The organism is Robiginitalea sp. (assembly GCF_982776155.1).
Window position 1 is genome coordinate 16,838 of sequence record NZ_CEXZKX010000005.1, and the last position, 24,442, is coordinate 41,279.

Genomic DNA, 24,442 nt, shown 5'->3' on the forward strand with positions numbered 1-24,442 from the left:
TTCCCCGGGGCAAATTTAACACAAAATTTGTCTAAACTATGCTGATCCGCAACAAGTTATCCAATACCGTTAACAGTTGCGACTTCGGTAAGTTAACTCTTAAAATATTGCAAAAGTTGCAATGTGGAGGTGTCGTGATTGCCAACTTGCCCGCTGGTGAGTTCCGAGAGGATCGTCGAGGCCAGCTGCTTGCCGAGCTCCACCCCCCACTGATCGTAACTGAAGATGTTCCAGATAACCCCCTGGACAAAGATTTTGTGCTCGTAGAGCGCTACCAGGGCGCCCAGGCTTTCCGGGCTCAGCCGGTCTATCAGGATCGTGTTGGTGGGCTTGTTCCCTTCAAACACCTTAAAGGGCAGCAGGTTTTCCAGGGCGTCGTCACCGAGGCCCTGACCGCTGAGTTCGTCGCGCACTGCTTCCGGGGTCTTCCCGTTCATCAGCGCCTCGGTCTGTGCAAAGAAATTAGCCATCAGTTTCAGATGGTGCTCCCTGTCTCCGTGGAGGGAATGCCGGAAACCGATAAAATCGGCCGGGATGAGCTTGGTGCCCTGGTGGATGAGCTGGAAAAAGGCGTGTTGGGAATTGGTGCCCGGCTCCCCCCAGATAATTGTCCCGGTTTGGTAGGCCACGGGTACGCCGTTGCGGTCCACGCTTTTGCCGTTGCTTTCCATAATCCCCTGCTGCAGGTAGGCAGGCAGCCGGTGGAGGTACTGCGAATAGGGGATCACCGCTTCGGTTTCCGCCCCGTGGAAATTGTTGTACCAGATACTCAGCAGGCCCAGGATCACCGGGATATTCTCCTTCCAGGGCGCTTCCCGGAAATGCCGGTCCATCGACCGGGCCCCGGAAAGCAGGGCTTCAAACTGGTCAAAGCCTATGGAAAGCGCTATGGACAACCCCACGGCGCTCCAGAGCGAAAACCGGCCGCCCACCCAGTCCCACATGGGAAAGACGTTCGCATCCGCGATGCCGAATTCCTCAATTTTTGCGGTGTTGGTCGATACGGCGGCAAAGTGTTTGGCAATGTCGGCCTGCGTGGCGTACTCCAGGAACCATTTCTTTATCGTCAGGGCATTGCTGAGGGTCTCCTGGGTGGTAAAGCTCTTGGAGACGATGACAAACAGGGTGGTTTCCGGATTGAGCTTCCGGAGCGTTTCGTGTACGTGGTCCCCGTCTACATTGCTCACAAAATGCGTGCGGAGGTGGTTGCTGTAAAACTGCAGGGCCTCGGTTACCATCACCGGGCCCAAATCCGACCCGCCAATCCCGACGTTTACCACGTCGGTAAAAGGTTTTCCGGTATATCCTTTTTTGTCCCCGCTAATCACGGCCTCACAGAAAGCCCGCATGTGTTCCCTTACCCTGCCGACTTCCTTTTCCACCGGTTCCCCGTCAATTTCCAGGCCGGAATCCGATCCGTTCCTCAGGGCCGTATGCAAAACAGCACGGCCCTCGGTCTGGTTGATGGCCTCTCCGCCGAAATAGGCATCCATGGCCTTCTCCAGATCGCAAGCCTCGGCCAGGGACAACAGCAGTTCCAGGGTTTCGTCATCAACGCGGTTCTTGGAGTAATCCACGAAAAAATCATTCCACCGGAGGCTCATCCGGGAGGCGCGCTCCGGGTCCGAGGTAAAAAGTTCTTTAATGTGGCGGTTGTGTGTTCTCTCGTAATGGGCTCTGAGCTGGTTCCATGCCTGGGTGGTACTCGGATTAATTTTCGGAAAGGGCATGTTCGGGTTGGTTGAAAGTTAGGAGTTCATCGGAATCAGGAGCCGGCTCGTGCAGTTCCAGGGGGATACAGTCGAGCTGTTCCTTCAGCGGGTTGATATAATCGAAATATTCGGGCTGCCTGGCCTCAGCGAGCGGTTCGGCTTTTGGCAGTTCCTCCCGCAGGGGGTCTACCTGGCGGCCATTTTTCCAGAAGCGGTAGCAAACGTGCGGGCCTCCCGTATTCCCGGTCATCCCGATCCAGCCAATCACGTCGCCCTGTCGCACATAATCGCCCCGCTTTACATTCTGGGCCTTCATGTGCAGGTATTGCGTGCTGTAAGTGCCGTTGTGGCGAATCTTCACGTATTTGCCGTTCCCGCCCCGACGGGTGGATTCCGTAACGACGCCGTCAGCTGTCGCCAGGATGGGCGTGCCAATCGGTGCCGCATAGTCGGTACCCCGGTGGGGCCGTACCTTGTATCCGTAATACCGGATCCGTCGCTTGAGGTTATACCGGGACGACAGCCTGCCAAACCGGATGGGCATGCTCAGGAAGGTCCGCCGCAGGTTTTCGGCCTGGTCGTCGTAGTATTCCATTATGTCCAGGGAATCATTGTGGTAGGCAAAGGCGTATAGCGGTTTCCCCCCGTGCTCAAAATACGCCGCCTTGATGGGCCCGGCCCCGGCATAGAGGCTGTCCTGTATATATTTTTCATCAAAGATGATCCGGAATTTATCCCCGGCATCCAGTTTCGAAAAGTCTACCGTCCAGGCATAGACCTGCGACAGGTCCAGGGTCACCTGGTAATCCACCCCCAGCTGGTCGATGACCAGGGACAGCGAACCCCCTTCCGGGATTACCCCGGCTACTTCCCGTTCCCTGAAGGAAACCGGGCGTTTTTCCTTATAGGCTACCGCCGAGTCCCGAAAATCCACCACGGTGTAATTGACCCGGTCGTTCTGATAGATAAAAACCTGGGCGGCCTGGGCGGTGTCTTTGGATTTAAGGATCATGTAGGGCTTCCCGACCCGTATCTTCCGCACGTCGAAGGTGTCGCGGTATTTCTCGGATATCTGTGCGATTTTCGGATAATCCACCTTGTTGGCGAGCATCAGCTCCCCAAAGCTGTCCCCGCGGCGGATCGTATCCTGGACCACCTCGAATTCCCTGAGGTCGAAACCGTATTCGAGCCTCGGGGCCAGTTCGGCAACCAAAGGCTCTTCAGGTTTCGATTCGGGTAAGGCCGTTTCGGACGGCCGGTCCTTGCAGGAAGCCAGCACCAGCGCCAGCCCCAGAATGCCCCAGAATATTCGCATACGTTTCAGGTCTGTTTTTCAGGGTTCAGGTGGTGCTCCACCCACTCTTTACCCCAGTTTTCCAATGTTTTCTCGTCGTGGGCTTCCGGAAAGAAGACAATCTTCTGGAAACTCGGAGGCAGAAAGGTCTTCCAGTTGGTCCCCCCCGTAGCCTCGATGGTCTCCTTTTCCTTATTTAGGTACCGGTAAGCGGACCCCATGTGCATCAACGGCCAGTTAACGTTTGCGTTGATGTCCATTTGTTGTAACGCACGGGTGAGCCCTTTATTATTCCGAAGCCCCGTGGGCAAATTTAAGTATTTATGATAAATGGTATTCCCTTTCACCTCGTTGGCGATCCGGATAAAGCGCGGCGTGTACCGGTATTCGAATTGTTTGAGGGTCAGGGTCTTCTCTCCGGTATCCTTGTCTGTGGCCCCTTTTTTCCAGTAAATTTTCTCGTATAGCTCCTCGATCTCCGCATCCGGGTCCAGGCCTTCCCGCTGGGAATGGTGTACCAGGTTCTCCAGGGGGGTCGCATACAATTCAATCATCCGGTACTGGGCAGACTGAAACCCGCTGGCCGGCAACAGCGCCATCCGGTAGCGGAGGAACTGCTCCCGCTCCATCCCGCGAATCATGATGCTGAATGAGGAAATCAGCGCTTTGTAATAATTGTTAATCCGGTTGACCTTTTCGGTGAAGAATCCGATATCCTGGGATTTGTCGTCCACGATCTGCCGCTCTTCGTGCAGGATGAGCTTAAAGTACAACTCGGTAATCTGGTGGTACATGATGAAAATCTCCTCGTCCGGGAAGTGGGTACGGGGAACCTGCAGGCTCAGCAGCGTATCCAGGTGGATGTAGTCCCAGTAGGTCAGGTACCGCTGGTATAACAGGCCGTCGAGGTAGGAGGAGAGGTCCTGGCCGGAATCCCTGTACTTGGCTTCCAGTTTCCGGATCTGGGATTCGGTGCGCTCTTTGTTCTCCATGGATGGGCCTTAATCCATAATGATCCGGAACTGGTTCCTCAGGGCATTGTACCCGTCGAGGTCCGCCTTGATTGAGCCCACCGCCAGGTCTGCTTCAATCCGGATCGGGATCTTGTTCCGGTCGTCGGACACCCACAAAGATAAGCTTTCCTGTTCTTTAAACACACGACCGGACTGTACATAAGGCCGGAACTTCAGGCAGCGGACCTTGCCGAATTTCGTTTTCACGGTCTCCCGCCCGAGGAATTTCAACCGGAAGGGGAAGATCCCGTCGTCGTCGTAAAGCATGTTGAGCTCAATGCTCTCCCCCACCACCAGGCTTTTGGAATCGTAGTTGTTCCTCAGGTAATAAAAGGCCGAAATCAGGTCCTGGATGGAGGTGCCGATATCGAACTTAAACTTCTTTTCGTTCTTCTTGTCATGGAGGAGCGCGGTGCCTTTGCGGTAGTCGAAGTTGATCTCCATGTCCTTGGTATACCCCCCTTCATCCACCTTGCGGATAAACCGGTAGGGCCGGCCGTCCTCTTGCCCGAAATAGCTTTCGTACGTGTCGTCCACCTTGAAGAAAATACTGGCAAAACCTGTGGTCCGGCCCCGTCCCACCACGTGGTAGACCGGGATGCCGCGAATGGTGTCGGTAGTGATGTGCAGGGTGGCGTAACTGGCGTTGAGGAAACCGTAGTGGATGCGGAATTTCAACCACTCCCCGGCCTTGAAGGCGGGGTACTCCAGAGGTGCCGGCCGGACATCGCCCAGATAGGAGGTGCCCGCGTCTGTCTGCGTCCCGGCCGCGTCTGCCTGGGACCTGCCGGCATCCGCACAGAAGAATATCAGGAGGACTATGAGAGTCAGGGATTTCATCAGGGCAAATTTCATTAAAAATACAATACCATGGGCGGTTCATTCCGCCACATAACACTTATATAAACAAGATTTGTTCCAAAGTATTGCGGGAAATTTCCAGCCGGATTCCCGGGAAGTGCTGCCTTTCCGCCGTAAGAAGCGCTGCCTTTCCGCCGTAAGAAGGGCTGCCTCACGCCAAAATGGGCTGCATTGGCGCCGAAAAAGGCACGCATAAAAAAAGCCCCAATCGAGCGATCGGGGCTTTTCCTAAATAACCAACCAAACTTTAAATTATGAAAAACCAATACTTAAAGTTTATAAGGGAACCACCCCTTATGCCACCAAAAATACAATATGGAGCAGACCCCGCCGACATATTTAACGCTCTTTAACTCGGAACTTAACAATACTTTATAAGTTTCGTCCCGAATTTTAAGAAATCAGGGGCCTGGCGCCTGATTTTCCCGGCTCCGGGAACCGGTTTCAGGCGTAGGGCGAATTACAGGGTCCCCCGGGATTCCTGCTCGCGTTCAATGGCCTCAAAAAGCGCCTTGAAGTTGCCTTTCCCGAAGGAACGTGCGCCCTTGCGCTGGATGATTTCAATAAATAGCGTTGGCCGGTCCAGGATGGGCTTCGTAAAGATCTGCAACAGGTAACCCTCCTCATCCCGGTCGATCAGGATGCCCAGGTCTCGCAGCGGCTCCAGTTTCTCGTCGATCTCCCCCACCCGGTCCAGTACGTCTTCGTAGTAGGTGGCCGGGACCCGGAGGAATTCCACCCCCCGGTCGCGCAGGTCGGATACCGTCTTGATGATGTTGTCCGTGGCCAGGGCCATATGCTGCACCCCGGCCCCGTTGTAAAATTCGATGTACTCCTCGATCTGGGATTTCTTCCGGCCTTCGGCGGGCTCGTTGATCGGGAATTTGATCCGGCCGTTCCCGTTGCTCATCACCTTGCTCATCAGGGCGGTGTACTCCGTGGAAATATCTTTGTCGTCAAAGGAGATCAGCTGGGCAAACCCCATCACTTTGGCGTAGAATTCACACCACTTGTTCATCTCGTTCCAACCGACATTCCCCACCATGTGGTCGATGTATTTCAGGCCGGTGGGTTCCGCCCGGTAATGCGGCTCCCAGGCCCGGTATCCGGGCATGAAGGGGCCGTCGTAACCCGAGCGCTCCACAAAGATATGCACGGTCTCCCCGTAGGTATGGATACCGGAAAGCGTCACTTTCCCGTTGTCATCTTCGCGGATTTCAGGCTCCAAATAGGGTTCAGCCCCGCGTTTGACGGTTTCCTCAAAGCTCTTGCGAGCATCGTCCACCCACAGGGCAATGGCCTTGACCCCATCCCCGTGGCGTTCGATATGCCGGTTGATATCGCCACCCGGTTTCAGGGGCGAAGTAAGCACCAGCCGGATCTTGTCCTGCCGGAGCACGTAGGAGACCCGGTCTTTGAGGCCGGTTTCCAGGCCTGCATAGGCTTCCGGCTGGAATCCCCAGGCAGACATATAGTAATGGGCCGCCTGTTTGGCATTCCCGACATAGAGTTCGACGTGGTCCGTACCCAACAGGGGCAGGAAATCCTCTGCCTCGGGATTTTCCACCGGCAGATTCAGGGAAGTATTATCTTTTGTTGACATGGTATTTTGGTATAAGATTAGCACTTGCGGGCCGGGCGGCCCATCAGGATCGCAGGGTAGGCAGTTCCATCACCACATGGCCCGCAGGTGGGAGCTGATATCGATCCGTTTGCCCTTCATTTTGTGCTTTTTGCAAATATCGTAAAAAAGACGCTGCGTTTCAACCGCACGGCTGGCCGGCCACCGGATTCAGAACCAGTAACCGATGCTCACAAAGAACAAATTGTCCTTGCCTTCCGGCGACCAGGAATAAAGCACCTGCACCGGGCCGAAAAAAGATTCCCAGGCATACCCGAGGCCGTAACCCGAATAATCCGGTGCCGTAAACCAATCGCCCGTGCGGAAGAGGTCGTCGGCTACGTTCGAGTAGTTGGCGGCAAACAGCAGGTGGTTTTTCTGTGTGAATTCCCAGTCGGCGCGTGCATAGGCCTTCACGTAGCTGTTGCCCGGCAGGCTCAGAAAGTCATAGCCCAGAAAGGGTGTGAAATTGTTGATCAGGCTGCTCCCGTATCCCCCGAGGACAAAATCGAAGGTAGAAACATTGGAGGTCCCCAGTTTAAAGCCGCCTTCGGTCTCCAGGTTCAGGCTCAGGTTCCCCGCCAGCGGAAAGGCCGTTCCCATCCGGGCCTTGGCGATGGAAAACTCCTTGAAATTGCCCGTAAAGTCCGAAGAGAGGATATAGAAGTGGAAATCCCCGTCAAAGTACAGGCCGCGTGTGGGGAAATACCGGTCGTCGTAGGTGTCCAGGGTCAGTTTGCCGTAGGTGCTGAAATAATTGCTGTTTTCAAAATAAACCCGCCCGCCGCGAGGCGCCGGGGGGTTCTCCCCGGGCTCCTGAACCCGGTTCAGGGTCTCCGTGGAATATTTTAAAAGCTTGTGCTCCAACCCCAGGCTAAAGGCAAATTCCTCCCGCAGCACCGTTTGCAGGTACAACTGGTTGGTCAGGTCGACCACCTCCAGGTTGATGTTGTTGATGTTCTCGTCGTCCGGCACGTCAAAGTTGCTGCGGATCAGGTCGTAGTTGATCTCCTGGTCGAACCCGTTAAAGCGGGAGTTCAGCCCGAAGCTCCAGTAGGTGCCCTTGTCCACGTAGTACTCGGCGTTGTACCGGATGTTGTCTCCCAGGATCACGTCCAGGGAACCCACGTCATCATCCAACAGGAAGCTCTTCCGGGTCAGGTTGATCAGGGCAGCGCTCTGGTAGAGGTCGTCGTAGTGCGCCCCGATACGGATAAAGGTCTTGGTCGGGTTTTCCTGCAACTGCAGGATCAGGTCCTGGCCCAGGCCGTTGGACACCAGTTTGTAGCGGATCGTCTTGAAGTTTCCGGTGGCGGAAAGGTTGCTGATCCCCTGTTGCAGTTTCTCAAAGGGGATGGGCTCGGCCAGGTCAAAGCGGAGTTTTCCCTTGACGTATCCCCTGGTGTAGTTGTTGTTCCCCGTAATGAGCAGGCGGTTGATGACGATGGAATCCGCAACAGGCAGGTTCGGGCGGCGACTGGGTTTCCGGGTTTGGCGGGCCGCCACCCGGCGGAGTTCGTCGAATTGTTTCTTGGCGGCTTTTACCCCGGAGGCGATGATCGTGTCGCGCAGGCCGAAATCGATTACGGAATACGACTGGATATCCGGCTTGATGTAGATGTCCGTGCGCGCCCTTTTTTCCTCCATGTTCCCGACCGTCCGGTAATTGTTGATTTGCAGGAGGATCTCCGTGGCCGACAAAAGCGCCTCCCGGTCGCGGAGCCCGTGTTGCACATCCACCCCGATTACCACCTGGGCCCCACGTTCCCGGACCTCGTCCACCGGGTAGTTGTTGAGCACGCCCCCATCGATTAAGATCCGCCCGTCTACCTCCGTAGGTTCAAAGAGGGAGGGAAAGGTGCCGCTGGCCATGATCGCTTCCGGCAGGTAACCGCTGTCCAGCAGGATTTCCTCCCCGGTTTCCACGTCGGTGGCGATGCAAAAGAAGGGGATCGGCAGGCGGCTGAAATCCTCCACGTCCTTTACGTGATAGAGCGCCTGCACCAATTCGTTGTAGATGTTCTGACCCCCCGAAATCGCCGGAGGAAAAGACACTTTAAAGCCCGTGAATGGCAGGGTGAGGGCGTACCGCTCCGTATCCTCTTTTTCGTAAAAGGATTTGGCGCTTCGCGGCAGGTTGTCCTGGATGAGGTTGGTAAAATCCGTATTTGTGAAAAGGGAGTCCAGTTCCCGGGCCGAGTACCCGGAGGCATATAGCGCCCCGACAATCGCCCCCATGCTCGTACCGCCGATATAGTCAATCCGGACACCCGCCTCCTCGATCATCCGCAGCGCCCCGATATGGGCGAGCCCCTTGGCCCCGCCCCCGCTGAGGACCAACCCGACCTTCAGGTCTCCATCCAGAGTATTTTCCTGGGCGTATCCGGTGACCAAACCCAGCAGTAAGAGGCAGATAATAGGCAGAGGGCGCATGGTGTGAAGGTACTTCATTCGCGCAAACTTTCATAGATTTTCCGGGCTTTTGAAGGCCCTACTTCGGCTGCGAGTTCCGCCTCGGAAGCCGCCCGTATCCGCTTTACGGATTTGAATTTTCTCAGGAGCTGCCGGGCCGTTTTTTCGCCCACCCCGTCAATCTGTTCAAGGGCCGAGCTGATGGCCGCCTTACTGCGCTTCTTGCGGTGGTGGGTGATCCCGAACCGGTGCGCCTCGTTGCGCAGTTGCTGGATAACGCGGAGGGTTTCCGATTTTTTGTCCAGATAGAGCGGGATCGGATCCTTCGGGAAATAGATCTCCTCGAGCCGTTTGGCGATCCCGATGATGGCAATGGTCCCCCGCAACCCGAGTACGTCGAGGCTCTTCAGCGCGGCGGACAGCTGGCCCTTTCCCCCGTCGACCACGATGAGTTGCGGCAGGGTGTCCCCCTGGTCGAGCATCCGCCGGTACCGGCGATGGACCACTTCAGTCATCGATGCGAAATCGTCCGGTCCCTCCACGGTCCGGATATTGAAGTGCCGGTATTCCTTTTTCGAGGGCTTTCCGTCCCGGAACACCACGCAGGCCGCCACGGGATTGCTCCCCTGGATATTCGAGTTGTCGAAACACTCAATATGCCGGGGCTCCTCCGATAGGCGCAGGTCCTTCTTCATCTGTTCCATCAGCCGGTTCACGTGCCGGTCCGGGTCCGTAATCCGGATCTGCTTAAAGCGTTCCTGCCGGAAGAACTTCGCGTTGCGCAGGGATAGCTCCACGATCTTGCGCTTGTCGCCCCGGCTGGGCACCGTAATCCGCACCGGGCCGGCCACCGGCACTTCAAAGGGCAGGTAGACTTCCCCGGAATCCGAACCGAAGCGCTCCCGGAGTGTGACGATTGCAAGGGCCAGCAGGTCCTCGTCGGACTCCTCGAGCTTTTTCTTTATCTCGATGGTGTGGGATCGGACCACCAGGCCGTGGGCGATTTGCATGTAGTTCACATAGGCATGGGTGGGGTCCGACACAATCGAAAACACATCGACATCCGTGATCTTGGGGTGGACCACCGTGGACTTTGACTGGTAATTCTCCAGGATTTCCACCTTCTCCTTGATCTGCTGGGCCTCTTCAAACCGCGTCTCCCCGGCCAGCTGCTTCATCCTGCGCCGGAAATACTGAAGGGACGAACCGAAATTCCCCCGGATAATCTGCCGGATATCGTCTACCTGCCGCATGTAGGAGGCCTCGTCCTGCAACCCTTCGCAGGGTCCCAGGCAATTCCCCAGGTGGTATTCCAGGCATACCTTGTATTTTCCGTCCCGGATCTTCTCCGCGGCCAGGTCGTAGTTGCAGGTGCGCAGGGGGTAGACGCTCCGGATGAGCTCCAGGAGTGCCCGCACCGTTTTCATGGAAGTATACGGCCCGAAATATTCAGACCCGTCTTCGATCCGGTTCCGCGTTGGGAAAATCCTGGGGAAGCGTTCGTTTTTGATACAGAGCCAGGGATAGGACTTATCATCCCGGAGGAGCACGTTGTACCGGGGCTGGTGTTCCTTGATCAGGTTGTTTTCGAGCAGCAGCGCATCCGATTCGGTGGGCACAACGATATGCCGGATCGAACGGATTTTTTTCACGAGTACCCGGGTCTTCCCGCTGTCGTGCTTCTTGGTAAAGTAGGAGCCGACCCGTTTCTTCAGGTTCTTGGCTTTCCCGACGTAGAGCATTCGCTGGTTTGCGTCATAGAATTGATACACCCCCGGGCTTTCGGGCAGCGTTTTCAATTGGATTTCCAGCGGGGTTTGGCTCATTGCTCGGCTTTCCTTACAAAGATACGCTTCCGGCAATTTTAGATGGATACGGTTCGGCCAATTCACAGCTCCTTAGGTTTCGCCGGGATACCGGGGCCTGGAATCGGGCTGGCGGAAATTCCGGCCCCGCATTCCCGGGCAGGGGCATGGGAAGGTCTGCATGGAGTTTGCACAGGGCATGAATATATTCAGGATAAACAGCCGGTATGGCTTCAGGATCAGAGAATTGAATGGCGCACGGCCTTAAAAGTGTTGTTTTACACACATAAAAGTTAAAATAATGACAAAATTGTGCATTTCATCGATAAATTATTACCGTTTAAAGTTTCCCTGATGATTTTTTTACTTATTTTTAAAGCGTCAAAATCGGGCATTTATATGGATAATTACCTCGTTACGCTGGGGATGTACCTCATATTGATGCTGTTTTTCAAGATCTACCTTGCGGTTTCCGCTAAGGACTAGTTGTATTAAATGCTCCCCCACCCCACAACAGGCGTTTAATCGACGGGCGATGTTGAAAAATGAGCTTCGATTGAACTTTTTGCAACTCCGGCAAAATCTAGCAGACACTACCTATCAAGCCGCCAGCAAGGCAATTGCTGAGCGGGTTTTTCATTTGCCTGTCTCCGGGAAAACCCGGTTTCACCTCTTCCTGCCGATCCGGTCGAAAAAGGAAATCGACACGACTTACCTGCAAGCGGAACTCCGGAAACGGGGCAAGGAGATCGTCATCCCCCGGGTTGTCGGCAAGGGGGAACTCAAGCACTACCTGACCACCCCGGAAACCCGCTTTATAACGAGCCCCTGGGGGATTCCGGAACCCGAAGGCGCGGAAGAAGTTCCTCCGGAGTCCCTGGACGTGGTTTTTATCCCCCTGCTCGCATTTGACGCCGGCGGGCATCGGGTGGGTTACGGCGGGGGATACTACGACCGTTTCCTGCAGCATTGCCGGGAAGATGCCCTGCGGATCGGCTTGTCGTTCTTTGGCCCGGTACCTGCCATCGAAGACCTGCACGACGGCGACCTGCAGATGCACTATGCCGTTACCCCGGAAACTATTTATGAATTCTGATTGCGCGGGCTGAAGCAGGTTCGAATCTCGGCTTTCTTACGATTAGATCGATTCCTGCCGTTTCATACGCTTCCTCTTAACCCCCCGCCTTATTGCACCTCCCGGGCCGTAGCATCCCCGGCAGGGGAAAACGCTTTTTTGTTGAAGACAAGCAGGATGCCGACACCGGTGCTGATGGCTGTATCGGCGATATTGAACACAGGGGCAAAAAAGCGGAAGGAATCGCCGCCCAGCCAGGGGACCCATTCGGGCCACCGGCTGTCGATGATCGGGAAATAAAGCATGTCCACCACCTTGCCGTAGAACAGGCTGTCGTAGTTATCCTCTGCCAGAAAGGTGGCCACCTGCCCGTAGCTGTGGTCGAAGAGCACCCCGTAGAAAACCGAATCGATGATATTGCCCACGGCCCCGGCGAAAATAAGGCTGACGGCCAGGACCAGGGTCCGGTTGGCCTGCTTCTTCAGGAGGTCCCACAACCAGTAGCCAATTCCCGCGATGGCCAGTAAGCGGAATAGTGTCAGGAAGAGTTTGGCTTTCCGTTCGGAAACGGGGAATATGTCACTGAGTTTGGTCCCCCAGGCGGCTCCCTCGTTTTCGATGAAGTAAATTTTGAACCACGAAAACACCTCCACGGATTCTTCCAGGTGGAAATGGGTTTTTACGTAGATTTTGCTGATCTGATCGACGATCAGGACCGCCGCGACCAGGAAGAGGGATTTTTTCAGGTGCATCCTGCCTAATTGATAGGGGCAAAAATAGGGATTAAATGGAAACCCCGGGGAATTTGGCAGGAAGGTTTACCCGCCGGCATGCACCCGGATATCCCCGAGGTGGCTCTTTAAGTCATAGCTCGGGATGCCATCGGGGATCGTGTCCATGCGGACCCTGCCGTGGCGGGATTCCGCTGAGACTTCTCCTTCGTCGATCCGGGCAGTGATCGGGGCCGAGACCGTCAGTACCCGGGTAGTCGTGGCCCGGTGGTCCATACGGCACCCCCCCGACTCGATATGCACGTCGAGCAATTCGTACCTGCCGGAGGCCTCCACCTGGCACCTGCCGGCGGAAAGCCGTACCCGCTGTCCTTCGGGCAGGACCACCCGGAGGCGTACGGAGAGCACCTTATGGGCGCCGAGTTTGTCGTTGGGGTAGTCAAAACCGGGGGTGAAACCCGTCCGGATCATCAGCGTGCTCCCGGCATTTTCCGTCTGGACAACTACCTCGCTCTGGTACTCCCCCTCCATGCTCGCCTCCACGGTGACCCGGTCGGTGCGGGCGGTTTCCAGGGAGATGGCAAAACACTGGCTGCCGTCTATTGCGATGTCCCGGATTTCCGGTTCCAGGAGCGTTTTAATTACGCGTTTCTGTGCCAGGGCACCCGGCATCCCGGCTCCCCCCAGCAGGATCAAAACCAGGAGCAGGTAGCCAAAAAAACGCCCCAGAGGGCGTTTGCGGTTATTTCTGCATGTTCTTCGCTTCGATACTGAGCGTGGCATGGGGTACGAGTTTTAGCCGTTCCTTATTGATGAGCTTGCCCGTAACCCGGCAAATGCCATAGGTCTTGTTCTCGATGCGCAACAGGGCGTTTTTCAGGTCCCGGATAAATTTCTCCTGCCGGATGGCTAGCTGGGTGTTGGCTTCCTTGCTCATGGTTTCCGACCCTTCCTCAAACGCCTTGAAGGTGGGCGACGTATCGTCCGTCCCGTTGTTGCCGTCATTCATATAGGAACTCCTGAGGAGCTCCAGGTGGCTCTTGGCCTTTTCGATCTTTTGCTCAATGAGCACGCGGAATTCCTCCAGGTCCTTATCCGAGTAGCGAACTTTGATATCTTCTTGTGCCATAATCTCAGTGTTTTTGGATGTGCAATTTCGTGTTGATTTCATCAAAGGCAATCGCCGTACCCTCATCCAGCTGTTCCTCGAACTGCAGGTGGGCAGTGAGGGTCTCGGATTTGATGTACTGCAGGTTGCTCCTTACGGCATTCTCAACGGTTTCGTCTTTTAAAATTTTTATGTCAATCCGGTCCGTCACCTCAAAGCCGGACTCTTTCCGGAGGTTCTGGATCCGGTTGACCAGCTCCCTCGCAATACCTTCCTTCCGGAGTTGTTCGTCGATGGTGATATCGAGGGCCACCGTAATCGGGCCCGAGGAGGCCACAAGCCAGCCTTCGATATCCTGGGAACTGATCTCAACATCTTGTAACTGTAATATAATGTTTTTATTTTCCAGTTCAAGCACAATTTCGCCTTCCCGTTCAATTTTCTGGATATCCTCCTGCCCGAGACGGGATACCGCCCCGGCGATGGCTTTCATGTCCTTGCCGAACCGGGGGCCCAGGGTTTTAAAGTTCGGTTTGATCCGTTTCACCAGGATTCCCGAGGCGTCGTCCAGCAATTCTACTTCCTTGACATTTACCTCGGACCGGATCAGGTCGGATACGGCCTCGATGGCCTGGCGCTGCGCCTGATCCAACACGGGGATCATCACTTTCTGAAGCGGTTGCCGCACCTTGATCTTCTCCTTCTGCCGGATAGAAAGCACCAGGGAGGAAATGGTCTGGGCCTTCTCCATCCGGTCTTCCAGGGCCTTGTCGATCAGGCCGGTATCCGCCTCGGGGAATCGGGCCAGGTGGACGCTTTCCGCCGCCTCCCGGGAGGTTCCCCCGGTAAGGTCCTGGTAGAGCCGGTCCGAGTAGAACGGGGCAATGGGGGCCATCAGGGCCGCGACAGTTTCCAGGCAGGTATACAGGGTCTGGTAGGCGGAAATCTTATCCGGGCCGTATTCCCCCTTCCAGAACCTGCGCCGGCAGAGGCGAACGTACCAGTTACTGAGGTTTTCCTGGACAAAGTCCGAAATGGCCCGGGCTGCCCGGGTGGGTTCGTACTGGGAGTAAGCCTCGTCAACCTTCAGGATAAGCGAGTTGAGTTCCGAGAGGATCCAGCGGTCGATTTCCGGGCGTTCCACGTAGGGCACCTCGGGTTCCCCGTAGGTAAACCGGTCGATGTTTGCATAGAGCGCAAAGAAGGAATACGTGTTGTAGAGCGTCCCGAAAAACTTGCGTTTTACCTCCAGGATGCCGTCCATGTCGAATTTCAGGTTGTCCCAGGGGTTCGCATTGGCAATCATGTACCAACGGGTCGCATCCGGCCCGTGGTCGTCCATGGTTTGGAACGGGTCTACGGCATTGCCGAGGCGTTTGGACATTTTCTTGCCTTCTTTGTCCAGGACCAGGCCGTTGGACAGCACGTTCCGATAAGCGATGGAATCGAATACGAGCGTGCCGATAGCGTGGAGCGTGTAAAACCAGCCGCGGGTCTGGTCTACGCCCTCGGCGATAAAGTCCGCCGGGAAGCAGGCCCCCTGGTCGATCAGGTCGGCGTTCTCAAACGGGTAATGCCACTGGGCATAGGGCATGGAGCCGCTGTCGAACCACACGTCGATCAGGTCCGCTTCGCGCCGCATGGGTTTCCCGGAGGAGGACACCAGCACAATCGGATCTACCTTGTTCTTGTGCAGGTCGATGTGTTCGTAATTCTCCTCGGACAAGTCCCCGGGGGTAAAATCCGGGAAGGGGTCGGCCTCCATAATACCGGCTGCCACAGCCTCCCCGATCGCTTCCTTCAGCTCGGCCGCCGAGCCGATGATGCGCTGCTCTTTCCCGTCTTCCGTCCGCCAGATGGGCAGCGGAATCCCCCAGTACCGGGAGCGGGACAGGTTCCAGTCGTTGGCGGATGCCAGCCAGTTGCCAAACCGGCCTTCCCCGGTGGCCCGGGGTTTCCAGTTGATTTCCTGGTTCAGTTCGTACATCCGGTCGCGAACCTCGGTGATCCGGATAAACCAGGAGTCCAGCGGGTAATAGAGTATCGGCTTGTCCGTACGCCAGCAATTCGGGTAGCTGTGCGTGTATTTTTCCACCTTGAAGGCCTTGTTCTCCTCCTTCAGGCGGATGGCGATTTCCACGTCCACAGAGCGGTCCGGGGCCTCCCCGTCGTCGTAGTATTCGTTTTTTACGTATTTCCCGGCAAGGTCCCCCATCTCCGGGCGGAACCGCCCCTGTAGGTCCACAAGCGGCACCGGGTTCCCCTGCTCGTCCAACACGAGCATCGGGGGAATGGGCGGATTCGCTTCGCGGGCCACCTGCATGTCGTCTGCCCCAAAAGTCGGGGCCGTATGGACGATCCCCGTTCCGTCCTCGGTAGTGACAAAGTCCCCGCTGATCACCCGGAAAGCATCTTCCGGGTTCTGATAGGGCTGGGCGTAGTCGAGCAATTGCTCGTAACGGATTCCCAACAGCTCCTTCCCCTTGAACGACTTCAACACCCTGTACGGGACTTTTTTTGAGCTGCCGTCGTAAGCGGGCAGGTCTTCCCCGGCCTCCTGCGCCTCGAATTTCGGTCCAAACTGCTTGCTTACCAGGGCTTCTGCCAACACCACCCGCGTCGGCTCAAAGGTGTACTGGTTGTACGTGTCCACCAGGACGTAATCGATATCGGCGCCCACGGTGAGGGCCGTATTCGAAGGCAACGTCCACGGGGTAGTGGTCCAGGCCAGCAGATAAACCGGTTTCCCCGCTTCCTTAAGGAAATCCGGCAGGGTTTCGGGTACCGTCAGGAACTGTGCCGTCACCGTGGTATCCGTCACATCCTGGTAGGTCCCCGGCTGGTTCAGTTCGTGCGAACTCAGGCCCGTTCCGGCCTTGGGGGAATACGGCTGGATGGTGTAGCCTTTGTAGATCAGCCCCTTATCGTAGATTTGCTTTAGCAGCCACCATACGGTTTCCATGTATTTGGACTTGTAGGTGACATAGGGATCTTCCATGTCCACCCAGTAGCCGAGCTGCTCGGTCAGGTTATTCCAGACATCCGTATACCGCATCACGGCCTTTTTACAGGCTTCGTTATATGCCTCAACGGAGATTTTGGTGCCGATATCCTCCTTGGTGATGCCCAGCTCCTTCTCCACGCCCAGTTCCACCGGGAGGCCGTGCGTATCCCAGCCGGCCTTCCGCTTTACCTGGAAACCCTTCATGGTTTTATACCGCGGGAAGATATCCTTGATGGTCCGCGCCATCACATGGTGGATTCCCGGCATCCCGTTGGCGGAAGGGGGGCCCTCGTAGAAAATAAACGGTTTCCCATTGGCCCGGGTGGACACGCTTTTTTCAAAGATGTCGTGTTGCTTCCAGAAGCGGCGGATTTCCGCGGCTTCCCGGGGCAGGTCCAGTTGTTTGTGCTCGTTGAACTTCTTCATATCCGGAGCGCTGTATCGTGCGGTTAAAGTGCGCAAAATTAGTGAATTTAGCCGTAAGGACGGCTCCTGCACCGGCTGAAAATGGATGCGGGCCGGGGCCGGGCAACCACAGCGCATCCAAATACGGGCCCGGAACCGTATATAGTAGCAGGAACCATAAACACTAAAATCATGAAAAAGTTACTGATACCATTTGCGATAGTTGCCCTGGCCGGGGGTCTGATGACCGGTTGCCGCGACACCCCCGAGAAGGCAGGGGAAGCTGCCGAGTCCGTGGGTGAATCCCTGGAAGAAGCCGGCAAAAACCTCAAGGAGAACAGCGATGAAATCCGCGAAGGCCTGGAGAACACCATGGATACCATGGAAAAAGCCGGCGAAGAGCTGAAAGAAGGCGCCGAGGAGGTTGGTGAAGGCATGAAGGAGGGCGCCCAAAAAGTAGGCGAAGGCATCCGGAAAGCCGGCGAGGAACTGGAAGACGCGGTGGACGACAACTAATTGTATGTCGGCCGAAGCCAACGCCATTTAAATACCCCGGGAACCTTCAGGTCCCGGGTTTTTTTTAGAACCGCATGGACAACCCGGCAATGACGTTGATGCCGGCCGCTGCGATCCCGGAGGAATACGGCCGGTAGCGCTGGTCTGTGATGTTTTCTACCGCGAGGGTCAGGCGGTAATCGCCCGGAAAGGTATAGGAAGACCGGAAATTCAGCGTATACCAGGCCGGGCTGAAGGGATTGCCCCCGGCATCCGACGCGTAAATAAAGGTTTTGCTGCGTTCGGAAAAGGCCAGGTCCTCGAAGGGTACTTCCCCGTTGTAATTCAGGAAGAAGGACGCCTTAAGCGGGTATTTGCTATAGACCAGGTGCAAGTCTGCAAAATCCGGGGCTGCATGCCGCGCGGGCGACTCGCTGCCGTCCTCCTCTTCCTCAACCCCTTCGGTAATCGTGTAGTTGCCCAGCAGGCTCCAGTGTTCCGCCAGGGAGGCGTCGAAACCGAGTTCCACCCCGTATACATAGGCTTTGGCCGCATTCTGGATGGCCTGTACATTACTGGGTTCCCCGTTGTAGGGGATGGTGCGTTCCCCGTTAAAGGTGAAATCCCGCCGTACCAGCGCGTCTACCAGATAAGTGTAGTAAACCGAGCCTTTGACAACCAGCCGGTCCCGGATATTCTGCCGCACCCCCAATTCGGCGTTGTAGGCGTACTCGGGTTCCAGGTCCGGGTTCGGCACTACAACCGAACCGGGCTCCGAATCGAATATCTTCCCGATATCGTCGATGTTCGGCGCCCGGAAACCCGTAGAACCGTTCAGGGTGACCTGGGTATTCCTCCCGGGGAACCAACTGATTCCCAGGCTGCCGGTGAGCGCCCCGTTGTCCAGGTTTGCATCCTCAAAAGGGAAGTCGTAATAGGTCGGGTCAAATTCCGCATCGATCCAGACGTGACTGTAACGCATCCCAGCCAGCAGCGTCAGGTTGGGCTTGAACCGGTACGACCCGTTGACGTAGGCCGCCACCGTTTGCCAGGAGGAACCATCCGGGTAGCGGGAAGCACCGCCATCCCGCACACCGGACTGCACGTTGGTCTCCGATCCGTCGGACCGGACGGAATTCCCGATATACTCGGCCCCGTAGTACAACCGCAGGTCGCCGACCTTACGGGTTTCAAAATCCAGGTTCAGGGAGTAGGCCCCCACGCGTTCCCGGGTGGAATACAGGATGTCTTCCCCGAAATCCCGGTCGTTGCGGCTCTCTTCAAAAAACTGGTAGGCCGCGCTGAGTTTCATGCCTTCGTAAAACTTGTTCCCCCCCGTATGGGCCATGCGGATATTCCCCATAAACCATTTCTGGGGGCCGTAATACCACTCGGCAGACCGGAGGCCGTCCCCGTCGGAATCCGGGCGGATCAGGCGGTCGTACCGGGCATAGTCCGAGGTTTCGCTATAGTGCACCCCCAGGTTCAAGTCCCATTGGCGGGCCGGCTTATACCGGAATTTTTGCATCAGGCTTACCTGATCGTATCCGCTGGGTACCTGGCGAAGCGGGTTCGGGTTGTCTTCCAGGCGATCCGTACCCCCTTCCGTAACCACGTAGCGGCGCCTCAGGTAAGAATCCGGCCCGTGGCTGCCCATCCGCAGGTCGCCGAAATGGTTGTATGTAAGGCTTGTGAGCATCCCCCAGTTTTCGAACCCGAGGTTGACCCGGCCATGGGCCGTATGTTCGCCGGAGGCCGTGGCGGTCCGGTATTCCAGGCTGCCGGCCACCATCAGGGAATCCCCCGGGGAAAGCAGCGCATCCCGGGTGTAGAAATTCATGACGCCCCCAATTGCATCGCTGCCGTAAATCACCGACCCCGGTCCAAACAGCACCTCGGTTTTCCGAACCGCGAAGGGGTCGATGGACAGGACATTCTGGAGGTTGCCCCCGCGAAAAATCGCATTGTTCATGCGCACCCCGTCCACGGCAAGCAGCACCCGGTTGGTGGCAAACCCCCGGATCATGGGGCTCCCGCCCCCGTACTGGCTTTTCTGGACGAATATTTTACCGGATTGCTGCAACAGGTCTGCAGCGGTCTGGGGGTTCCCGAAAGCGACGTCTGCCGCCCCGATCGTTTCGATTTTCTGGGGGACTTCCCGCTTCTGCTGCTGCCATTTGGAAACGGACATGACCACTTCCTGTAACTGTTCGGCCTGTATTTCCAGATACACCCGGTTCCCCTGGTTCTCGATTGCCCTCCGGGTAAGGTTCAGGGGCTGGTAGCCGATATGCCTGAAAAAGATGCGTTCCCGCATCCCGAATCCCGAAATCGGCACCTGCCCGGAGGCATCCGAGATGGCAGACGTGCTGCGCTGGGCGTTAAACACCGCAACATCCGCAACCGGTTCGCCGGTTTCGCGATCCAGGATGGTAATTTGCTGGGCGCCCATAAACAGGGGTGCCCAAAGAAAAAGGAGCCAGATTGGAATGGGTCGGTTAGGAAAAAACTTCATCGAGTACCGTTAACGAACGTGGTTTTTTGAATCCCTGAAGGTGAATCTCATAGTACAGGATCAGTGAATTCAGCAATTCGCGCCGCTCCGCCTGTGTCAATTCAACCGTGTGAATTGCATCAAAATTTGTGCCTAAAATATTCCGGAATGCTTCCAGGTTCCGGTCTGCCAGAACGGGGTTCAGGCCGGGCTTGCTGCAGTAGGCTCCTTCTGAGAGGTCAAAATACGGGGCATGGCTGTCCGTCTGGTCCGGATAGAACCCGAGGTACCGCGTCAGGCCCATCAGAAAACGGATGTGGAAATTGGCTATACGTTGGTGCTGGTCGAGCCACTGGAGCGTGTGTTCCAGATAGCTGAAGAGCTCCGGGTTGGTCTCCTCTTCCCGGATGCATTCGGAGAGTACTTCGGAAAGGAAAAGGGCTATGGCCCCTTTGCGGATGTCGCTGTGGACTGTGGCATACGGGTAGGCGATCAACGCCTCCCGGAGGTAGCCCAGCCTGCCGGGACGCACCGTTCCCGACACGATTTCCAGTTGGGTCAGCGGTTGGAAAAACCCGGGTCGCAACCCGCCCTTGCGCCGCTTGAGGATCCCCTTCAGCATATAGGTTTGCCGGCCGGAGGCCTCCGTATACATCCTGACGATCAGGCTGGATTCCCCGTACTTCAGGGAACTCAGGACGATGGCTTTGGTCGAGGTTGGCATGGGTATCGCTATGGAGGCGTAAATATAGGGACCCCCTTCCAGAGAAAAAACGCCTTCCCGGCACTGGGCCGGAAAGGCGTTTGTGAGTTCCGTTTTCCAGGTCCGGTCAGATTACCCCCTGGGCGAGCATGGCATCGGCAACTTTGACAAAGCCGGCGATATTGGCCCCTTTCACATAGTTGCAGTATCCGTCGTCTTCTCTGCCGTATTCAATGCAGGAGTCGTGGATATCCGACATGATCCCTTTCAGGCGCTGGTCCACCTCTTCACGCGTCCAACTGATGCGGAGGGAGTTCTGACTCATTTCCAGACCGGACGTTGCCACCCCGCCGGCATTCGAAGCCTTCCCGGGTGCAAAGAGGATACGGGCGTCGTGGAAAGCGTGGATCGCTTCCGGGGTCGAGGGCATGTTGGCGCCCTCTGCCACGCAGATACATCCGTTTTCAATCAGCGTTTTGGCGTCCTCCCCGTTCAGCTCATTCTGTGTGGCACACGGCAGGGCTACCTGGCAGGCTACATGCCAGGGTGCCTTCCCTTTGTGGTAGCTTGCCCCCGGATATTGTTTTACATATTCGGAGATGCGGCCGCGCCGGTTGTTCTTCAAATCCATCACCCAGGCGAGTTTCTCCGCATCGATCCCGTCCGGATCGTGGATGTGCCCCCCGGAATCCGAAAGGGTTACCACCTTGCCGCCGAGTTGCAATACCTTCTCGGCTGCGTATTGCGCCACATTCCCGGAGCCCGAAACCGCAACCGTTTTACCCTCGATGCTGTCGTTTCGGGTTTCGAGCATGTTTTGTGCAAAATACACCGTGCCGTAGCCCGTGGCTTCCGGCCGGATCTTGGAGCCGCCCCAGGAGAGCCCTTTCCCGGTGAGGACACCGGTAAATTCGTTGCGGATTTTCTTATACATTCCAAACAGGAAGCCGATTTCCCGCGCACCTACCCCGATATCCCCCGCGGGGACGTCAGTATTCGGGCCGATGTGCCGGCAAAGCTCCGTCATGAAGGCGTGGCAGAAGCGCATCACCTCATCGTCCGACTTGCCTTTGGGGTCAAAATCCGAGCCCCCCTTGCCCCCGCCCATCGGGAGCGTGGTGAGACTGTTCTTGAATACCTGTTCAAAGGCGAGGAATTTCAGGATGCTGGCGTTAACGGAAGGGTGGAAACGCAGGCCCCCCTTATACGGGCCAATGGCCGAGTTCATCTGGATCCGGTAGCCGCGGTTCACGTGGATTTCCCCGTCGTCGTCCACCCAGGCTACCCGGAAGGAAATCAACCGCTCGGGTTCCACCATGCGCAGCAGGATGTTCTTCCCGCTGTAAATTTCCTGTTCGGCGATGTAGGGAATAACCGTTTCGGCTACTTCCTGAACGGCCTGGATGAATTCCGGCTCGTGCCCGTTCCGGGAGGTAACCTCCTCCATAAAGGCATCAATTTTGTCTTTATAATCAGCCATATGATTAATTTCTGAGATTGTTGAATCAAAAATATACGCGCAAAATTATGGGTTTTTCATAATCTGACCCATATATTTTTACAAAATCGTCAATCGAAGCGCGTCACAGCGGCTTCAATTACAAATCTTTCAATCCCGATTCATGGCCGCCAGCGCCCTTTCCAGATCTTCCGTCAGGTCGGCCGCATCCTCGATCCCCACACTGAGCCGGATCAGCGAATCGGTTACCCCGCTTTTCTCGCGTTCCTCCTTGGGGATGCTGGCGTGCGTCATGCTGGCCGGATGACCCGCCAGGCTCTCCACTCCGCCCAGCGACTCCGCCAGGGTGAAAACCCGGAGGTTTTCGACAATCCGGACCGCATCCTCAAAACGGGCTCCCCGTGGCACAAAGGAAATCATCCCGCCAAACCCGGTCATCTGTTTTGCGGCAATATCGTGATTCGGGTGGTCGGGGAAACCCGGCCAGTAGACCCGTTCCACCCCGGGGTGTCCCGCCAGGAATTCGGCCACGGCCCGGCCGTTCTCGCAGTGGCGCTGCATCCGCACATGCAGGGTCTTGATCCCCCGTAACACCAGGAAGCTGTCCATCGGACCGCAGACGGCCCCGCTGGCATTCTGGATAAAATACAACCGGTCTGCCAGTTCTTTGTCTTTAACCACCAGGCCGCCGGCCACCACATCGCTGTGCCCCCCCAGATATTTGGTCGCGGAATGCATGACAATGTCCGCCCCGAGCTCCAGCGGGCGCTGTAAATAGGGGGTGGCAAAGGTATTGTCCACCGCCAGAAGAACGCCCCGGGAACGGCAGCTTTCCGCCACGGCCGCGATATCGATCACCTGCATCATCGGATTGGTCGGGGTTTCCACCCAAACCAAACGGGTTTCAGGCCCAATTGCCGAAGCGACGGCTTCGGCATCCTGCATGCCCAGGAAGCGGAAACGGATGCCCAGGGGCTCGAAGACTTTGCGGAACAACCGGTAACTGCCGCCGTACAAATCATTTGTCGCCAGGACTTCGTCGCCCGGCTTTAAGAGTTTCACCACGGCATCCATGGCCGCCAGCCCACTGGCAAAAGCCAGCCCGAACCGGCCGTTTTCAATACTCGCCAGGGATTCCTCCAGGGCATGGCGCGTTGGGTTGCCGCTGCGGGAGTACTCGTAGCCCTGGTGCTGTCCGGGGGACGATTGGGCATAGGTGGAAGTCTGGTAAATGGGTGGCATTACCGCACCGTAAGCTTTGTCCGGATGCTGTCCGCCGTGGATGGTTCGCGAATTGAAACGAAGGTCTTTTTTCATGAATTTCTGGCTCTTGAGGCAAAGCTAGCACTTCCTGCCAGCGAAAACAACTGCGTCAGGCGGCGAATGGCACGTTAACGATGGGGAAATCGTATTTTTGTGGGAACAACCGGATAACCGATATGAAAACAACCCTCGCCCCAATACGGGAAAGGCCTGTCCGCCTGCTTGCCCGGGTATTTACAGCCCTCTTACTGATCCTCGTCCCCGCCGGTTGCCAGGAGCCGGAAACACTCGGGTTTACCCCCCGGGAATACCTCGGGCAGGTGTGCGCCGACTGTCCTTCGGTCCGGGTGTACGTGCCGGAGGCATCGGAGGATAAAGCCCTGGGCCGGGCCGTTAACCGGAGCGTTCGGGAAGAGGTTATCGAATGGCTGGACTACGACGAGGTATCCGGGGCCAGCGATATCCCGGAAGCCATCCGCGCTTTCGGGGCCGGTTACCGAAATCTCAGGGAACAATTCCCGGACGAGGCTATCGGGTGGGAGGCAACCGTGGAAGGCGTCGTGGCCCTGGAAAGCGACGAATTGCTGAGCCTGAAACTCGACGGTTACATCTTTACCGGGGGTGCCCACGGGTTTACCCGCACCCGGTACCTGAATTTTGACAAGAAGTCCGCCCGGGAGCTCGACAACCGCGATTTGTTCCGGGACCTGCCGGGTTTGGAGGCCCTGGCGGAGGCTGCCTTCCGGGATTCCCAGGGAATCGCATCCGATGCGGAGATCAATAGTACGGGTTTTATGTTCGAAGACAACCAGTTCCGCCTGCCGGATACTATCGGCTTTGAAGCGGAGGGGCTCGTGCTGCTGTACAACCCCTATGAAGTAGCCTCCTATGCAGACGGGCCGGTTCGGGTGGTGATCCCCTATGCAGATGCGAACCCCTATCTGGCCCTGTCGGCCGGCATGCAGCCACCTGCCTGACCGGGGCGCC

General features: G+C 56.6%; 18 protein-coding genes. 3 read left to right on the forward strand and 15 right to left on the reverse strand.

Annotation, left to right across the window (positions count from 1 at the left end):
- Window positions 1-92 precede the first annotated feature (92 nt).
- From pgi to uvrC, 7 genes are all read right to left on the reverse strand, one after another.
- On the reverse strand, window positions 93-1,730 hold the full coding sequence (pgi, locus tag AC3DKS_RS09665) for a glucose-6-phosphate isomerase (protein ID WP_474732221.1): 1,638 nt from the start codon (window positions 1,728-1,730) through the stop codon (window positions 93-95).
- The gene (locus AC3DKS_RS09670; protein WP_015753556.1) at window positions 1,711-3,027 is read right to left on the reverse strand and encodes a peptidoglycan DD-metalloendopeptidase family protein; all 1,317 of its coding nucleotides are present in this window, start codon (window positions 3,025-3,027) and stop codon (window positions 1,711-1,713) included. Before AC3DKS_RS09670 ends, pgi begins: the two co-directional genes overlap by 20 nt.
- A 5-nt stretch (window positions 3,028-3,032) precedes the next feature.
- Window positions 3,033-3,998 carry a tryptophan 2,3-dioxygenase family protein gene (locus AC3DKS_RS09675; protein ID WP_015753555.1) on the reverse strand — a complete coding sequence of 322 codons (966 nt, stop codon included), beginning with the start codon at window positions 3,996-3,998 and terminating at the stop codon, window positions 3,033-3,035.
- A 9-nt stretch (window positions 3,999-4,007) separates the two neighbouring features.
- Window positions 4,008-4,859, reverse strand: a complete 852-nt coding sequence (locus AC3DKS_RS09680) for a DUF3108 domain-containing protein (protein ID WP_474732224.1) — start codon at window positions 4,857-4,859, stop codon at window positions 4,008-4,010.
- 481 nt (window positions 4,860-5,340) lie between these two features.
- On the reverse strand, window positions 5,341-6,483 hold the full coding sequence (gene hppD, locus AC3DKS_RS09685; RefSeq protein ID WP_015753552.1) for a 4-hydroxyphenylpyruvate dioxygenase: 1,143 nt from the start codon (window positions 6,481-6,483) through the stop codon (window positions 5,341-5,343).
- A gap of 189 nt (window positions 6,484-6,672) precedes the next feature.
- Window positions 6,673-8,952 (reverse strand): patatin-like phospholipase family protein, encoded by a 2,280-nt coding sequence (locus AC3DKS_RS09690; RefSeq protein WP_420592837.1) that lies wholly within the window; start codon window positions 8,950-8,952, stop codon window positions 6,673-6,675.
- A complete protein-coding gene (gene uvrC, locus AC3DKS_RS09695; protein ID WP_474732230.1) occupies window positions 8,949-10,739 on the reverse strand; it encodes an excinuclease ABC subunit UvrC in 1,791 nt (596 codons plus the stop codon). Before uvrC ends, AC3DKS_RS09690 begins: the two co-directional genes overlap by 4 nt.
- Before the next feature lie 514 nt (window positions 10,740-11,253).
- Between uvrC and AC3DKS_RS09700 the strand changes: the two genes are divergently transcribed.
- Entirely contained in the window at window positions 11,254-11,814 is a 561-nt protein-coding gene (locus AC3DKS_RS09700; RefSeq protein WP_474732233.1) for a 5-formyltetrahydrofolate cyclo-ligase, read from the forward strand.
- A gap of 89 nt (window positions 11,815-11,903) precedes the next feature.
- Here the strand turns inward: AC3DKS_RS09700 and AC3DKS_RS09705 are convergent, their stop codons facing one another.
- The 4 genes from AC3DKS_RS09705 to ileS form a co-directional block, all read right to left on the reverse strand.
- Window positions 11,904-12,545 (reverse strand): lipoprotein signal peptidase, encoded by a 642-nt coding sequence (locus AC3DKS_RS09705; protein ID WP_015753547.1) that lies wholly within the window; start codon window positions 12,543-12,545, stop codon window positions 11,904-11,906.
- A 66-nt stretch (window positions 12,546-12,611) separates the two neighbouring features.
- Window positions 12,612-13,307, reverse strand: a complete 696-nt coding sequence (locus AC3DKS_RS09710) for a hypothetical protein (protein ID WP_474732236.1) — start codon at window positions 13,305-13,307, stop codon at window positions 12,612-12,614.
- Window positions 13,267-13,653 (reverse strand): TraR/DksA family transcriptional regulator, encoded by a 387-nt coding sequence (locus AC3DKS_RS09715; RefSeq protein ID WP_015753545.1) that lies wholly within the window; start codon window positions 13,651-13,653, stop codon window positions 13,267-13,269. Before AC3DKS_RS09715 ends, AC3DKS_RS09710 begins: the two co-directional genes overlap by 41 nt.
- 4 nt (window positions 13,654-13,657) lie before the next feature.
- The gene (gene ileS, locus AC3DKS_RS09720; RefSeq protein WP_474732239.1) at window positions 13,658-17,062 is read right to left on the reverse strand and encodes an isoleucine--tRNA ligase; all 3,405 of its coding nucleotides are present in this window, start codon (window positions 17,060-17,062) and stop codon (window positions 13,658-13,660) included.
- 171 nt (window positions 17,063-17,233) lie between these two features.
- On the opposite strand from ileS, the gene AC3DKS_RS09725 reads away from it, so the two are divergent.
- Complete coding sequence (locus tag AC3DKS_RS09725) at window positions 17,234-17,557, forward strand: hypothetical protein (protein WP_272607016.1); 324 nt, start codon at window positions 17,234-17,236, stop codon at window positions 17,555-17,557.
- 64 nt (window positions 17,558-17,621) lie between these two features.
- Here AC3DKS_RS09725 and AC3DKS_RS09730 read toward each other — a convergent pair whose 3' ends face one another.
- The 4 genes from AC3DKS_RS09730 to AC3DKS_RS09745 all read right to left on the reverse strand — a co-directional run bounded on the left by AC3DKS_RS09730 (window position 17,622) and on the right by AC3DKS_RS09745 (window position 23,509).
- Entirely contained in the window at window positions 17,622-20,051 is a 2,430-nt protein-coding gene (locus AC3DKS_RS09730) for a TonB-dependent receptor plug domain-containing protein (RefSeq protein WP_430930913.1), read from the reverse strand.
- Window positions 20,035-20,754 (reverse strand): DNA repair protein RecO, encoded by a 720-nt coding sequence (recO, locus tag AC3DKS_RS09735; protein WP_272607015.1) that lies wholly within the window; start codon window positions 20,752-20,754, stop codon window positions 20,035-20,037. Before recO ends, AC3DKS_RS09730 begins: the two co-directional genes overlap by 17 nt.
- A 106-nt stretch (window positions 20,755-20,860) precedes the next feature.
- Entirely contained in the window at window positions 20,861-22,213 is a 1,353-nt protein-coding gene (gene gdhA, locus AC3DKS_RS09740) for an NADP-specific glutamate dehydrogenase (RefSeq protein ID WP_272607014.1), read from the reverse strand.
- Between the two features lie 129 nt (window positions 22,214-22,342).
- Window positions 22,343-23,509: a cystathionine gamma-synthase gene (locus AC3DKS_RS09745; RefSeq protein ID WP_272607013.1), complete on the reverse strand. Its 1,167-nt coding sequence runs from the start codon at window positions 23,507-23,509 to the stop codon at window positions 22,343-22,345.
- A gap of 122 nt (window positions 23,510-23,631) precedes the next feature.
- Here AC3DKS_RS09745 and AC3DKS_RS09750 point away from each other — a divergent pair, with 122 nt between their 5' ends.
- Window positions 23,632-24,432: a DUF3298 and DUF4163 domain-containing protein gene (locus tag AC3DKS_RS09750; RefSeq protein WP_272607012.1), complete on the forward strand. Its 801-nt coding sequence runs from the start codon at window positions 23,632-23,634 to the stop codon at window positions 24,430-24,432.
- Window positions 24,433-24,442 lie beyond the last annotated feature (10 nt).

Bases quoted from the DNA above. Each gene is read 5' to 3' on its own strand.
- AC3DKS_RS09670 (WP_015753556.1), bottom strand. From the start codon at position 3,027: ATGCGAATATTCTGGGGCATTCTGGGGCTGGCGCTGGTGCTGGCTTCC.
- AC3DKS_RS09725 (WP_272607016.1), top strand. From the start codon at position 17,234: ATGAAAAAGTTACTGATACCATTTGCGATAGTTGCCCTGGCCGGGGGT.
- hppD (WP_015753552.1), bottom strand. From the start codon at position 6,483: ATGTCAACAAAAGATAATACTTCCCTGAATCTGCCGGTGGAAAATCCC.
- uvrC (WP_474732230.1), bottom strand. From the start codon at position 10,739: ATGAGCCAAACCCCGCTGGAAATCCAATTGAAAACGCTGCCCGAAAGC.
- AC3DKS_RS09750 (WP_272607012.1), top strand. From the start codon at position 23,632: ATGAAAACAACCCTCGCCCCAATACGGGAAAGGCCTGTCCGCCTGCTT.
- pgi (WP_474732221.1), bottom strand. From the start codon at position 1,730: ATGCCCTTTCCGAAAATTAATCCGAGTACCACCCAGGCATGGAACCAG.
- AC3DKS_RS09700 (WP_474732233.1), top strand. From the start codon at position 11,254: ATGTTGAAAAATGAGCTTCGATTGAACTTTTTGCAACTCCGGCAAAAT.
- AC3DKS_RS09710 (WP_474732236.1), bottom strand. From the start codon at position 13,307: ATGCCACGCTCAGTATCGAAGCGAAGAACATGCAGAAATAACCGCAAA.
- gdhA (WP_272607014.1), bottom strand. From the start codon at position 22,213: ATGGCTGATTATAAAGACAAAATTGATGCCTTTATGGAGGAGGTTACC.
- AC3DKS_RS09680 (WP_474732224.1), bottom strand. From the start codon at position 4,859: ATGAAATCCCTGACTCTCATAGTCCTCCTGATATTCTTCTGTGCGGAT.
- ileS (WP_474732239.1), bottom strand. From the start codon at position 17,062: ATGAAGAAGTTCAACGAGCACAAACAACTGGACCTGCCCCGGGAAGCC.
- AC3DKS_RS09675 (WP_015753555.1), bottom strand. From the start codon at position 3,998: ATGGAGAACAAAGAGCGCACCGAATCCCAGATCCGGAAACTGGAAGCC.
- AC3DKS_RS09705 (WP_015753547.1), bottom strand. From the start codon at position 12,545: ATGCACCTGAAAAAATCCCTCTTCCTGGTCGCGGCGGTCCTGATCGTC.
- AC3DKS_RS09745 (WP_272607013.1), bottom strand. From the start codon at position 23,509: ATGAAAAAAGACCTTCGTTTCAATTCGCGAACCATCCACGGCGGACAG.
- AC3DKS_RS09730 (WP_430930913.1), bottom strand. From the start codon at position 20,051: ATGAAGTTTTTTCCTAACCGACCCATTCCAATCTGGCTCCTTTTTCTT.
- recO (WP_272607015.1), bottom strand. From the start codon at position 20,754: ATGCCAACCTCGACCAAAGCCATCGTCCTGAGTTCCCTGAAGTACGGG.
- AC3DKS_RS09715 (WP_015753545.1), bottom strand. From the start codon at position 13,653: ATGGCACAAGAAGATATCAAAGTTCGCTACTCGGATAAGGACCTGGAG.
- AC3DKS_RS09690 (WP_420592837.1), bottom strand. From the start codon at position 8,952: ATGAAGTACCTTCACACCATGCGCCCTCTGCCTATTATCTGCCTCTTA.